Source organism: Frankia sp. CcWB2, from assembly GCF_977927585.1.
Genome location: NZ_CDWRCM010000183.1, coordinates 1 through 2138 on the forward strand (window position 1 = coordinate 1; position 2138 = coordinate 2138).

At 69.4% G+C, this 2138-nt stretch carries 2 protein-coding genes and 1 pseudogene; 2 read left to right on the forward strand and 1 reads right to left on the reverse strand.

The features are described 5' to 3' along the window. The coding region (locus ACY45C_RS17115; protein ID WP_462188566.1) for a hypothetical protein at positions 1-403 on the reverse strand (403 nt) is incomplete at its 3' end. A 383-nt stretch (positions 404-786) separates the two neighbouring features. On the opposite strand from ACY45C_RS17115, the gene ACY45C_RS17120 reads away from it, so the two are divergent. Both ACY45C_RS17120 and ACY45C_RS17125 read left to right on the forward strand, forming a co-directional pair. Next, positions 787-1542, forward strand: coding sequence for a response regulator transcription factor (locus ACY45C_RS17120; RefSeq protein WP_462188567.1), 756 nt, complete (start codon positions 787-789; stop codon positions 1540-1542). After that, positions 1539-2138, forward strand: a pseudogene (locus ACY45C_RS17125) (sensor histidine kinase); the annotation flags it as partial. The gene ACY45C_RS17120 and the pseudogene ACY45C_RS17125, both read left to right, overlap by 4 nt.

The window sequence follows — 2138 nt, forward strand, 5'->3', positions numbered from 1 at the left end:
CCGTGTGATGCAGTACCCCCTCGGCCCGGTCGAGATCGGCCACAGTCGGGCGCAGCTCGGTCAGTGCCCAGCTCGGGTCGCTGGCGGCCACGGTGGTCCCGGTGACCTCGTAGTTCTGCGGCGGAACATCCGCGGTGAACGGGCTCGTCCGGACCGCCTCGGCAATCGCGCCCGCATCCCCGGCCGACGGCGGGAAGGTGCCGGCGCCGCGAGCTACGGCGGCGACGACGCGGCTGGTTTCCCCGGGGGCCGACGCCACCGAGGACGATCTGGAACAGGCGAACGCCGTACCCACGGTCACAACTCCCGCGGTGACCAGAGTTGCGGTGGGCAGTACCACCCGGCGCACGATACGGGGACGGTTACCGCGGACGGCGGACCGAGGACGACTATGGCGAGCCATGCTGTGCACCTACCCAGTTTGCGCAGGTGAACCCCCTGAAGGGGGATACTCCAACGGTCAACCCGACGACAGATCACATCGTGATCCCGTTGATATTCTCCCATCTCTCATCACCTCCGCCCACATTAGTCTCACCAAGATAAAATCTTGGCAAGATGTGATGCGATGCTTGACCGAACGTGGTGTCCATCCCATCGGAGCCGTCGGGCCCGCCACCCGGGGGGAGGCTGCCATTCGAGGGGGTCCCCGTCGTCTCGTCGATGGACATCGCGGCGAGTGGCACACCTACGATTCCGCGGCCCCGGGCATTCACAGAACCAGCTCACAGCAAGCTCACAGCAAGACCTCAGGTAACAGCCAGCCAAGGAGGCGAAGCTGACACCATGCAATCGGTGCGGGTCCTCGTGGTAGACGACGAGACGACACTGGCGGAGTTGCTGTCGATGGCGCTGCGCTACGAGGGGTGGGAAGTGCGCAGCGCCGCGGATGGTCGCGGAGCGCTGCGGCTCGCCCGCGACTTCCGGCCGGACGCGGTCGTTCTCGATATCATGCTGCCCGACATGGACGGCTTGGAGGTGCTTCGGCGCCTGCGGGCGGAGAGCCCGGACGTACCGGTGCTGTTTCTGACCGCCCGGGACGCCGTCGAGGACCGGGTGGCGGGACTCACCGCCGGCGGCGACGATTACGTCACGAAGCCGTTCAGTCTCGAGGAGCTCGTCGCGCGGCTGCGCGGACTGATGCGTCGCGCCGCGCGCACCACCGAGGCGTTGCAGGGCGCCCGGCTCGTCGTCGGCGACCTCACGATGGACGAGGAGAGCCGGGAGGTGCAGCGCGCCGGCCAGCCGGTGCACCTCACCGCCACCGAGTTCGACCTGCTGCGCTTCTTCATGCGCAACCCACGCCGGGTGCTCAGCAAGGCCCAGATCCTCGACCGGGTCTGGAACTACGACTTCGGCGGCCAGGCGAACGTCGTCGAGCTCTACGTCTCGTACCTGCGCAAGAAGATCGACGCCGGCCGCCCCCCGATGATCCACACGATGCGCGGGGCCGGGTACGTCCTGCGGCCGGCCGATCCGGCGCTGGCACCGAAGACCTCCGCCACCCCGTCATCGAGGGGCACCGCGCCGGGCCCGGCATGAGCTCCCCGGCTCACCGGATCGTGCCGGTCTCGCCCTCGCGCTGGTCGCTGCGCACCCGGCTGCTCGTCCTACTGATGCTCCTGCTGGCGACCGTCTCGCTGGCGATCGTGTTCGTCACCGCCGTCGCGCTGCGAGGTGTCCTCGTCGACCAGCTCGACAGGCGGCTGCGGGAGGCCAGCGGACGATGGGACCGGCCGGAACCCGCCTTTCTTCAGAACCTCCCGTCCTTCCCGGCCCCGGCCGAGGGGAACGCCGGCTACGGCACTGCCGGCGTCTCGGCCACCGCCGCCGGCTCCGCTGCCCCCGCCGATTCCGCTGCCGACTCCGCTGCCGCCGGCCAGCCGTCCAGCCTCAGCCCGCAGCAGCTGCGGGTCCGCCGGTTCTTCCGTGGACCGGTCGATCCGGGAACGCTGGGAGCCGTCGTGGACGAGGATGGAACCTACGGGGCCTTCATCGATACCGCCGGTGAGGGGAAGGAGCTGACCACCGCCGAGACCGCCGTCGTCGCGGGCATTCCCGCCTACCTGCGGCCGTATACCCGGGCGTTCGGCGATCAGGGTGACTATCGGCTCCTCGCGAGGACCACCCCTGACGGT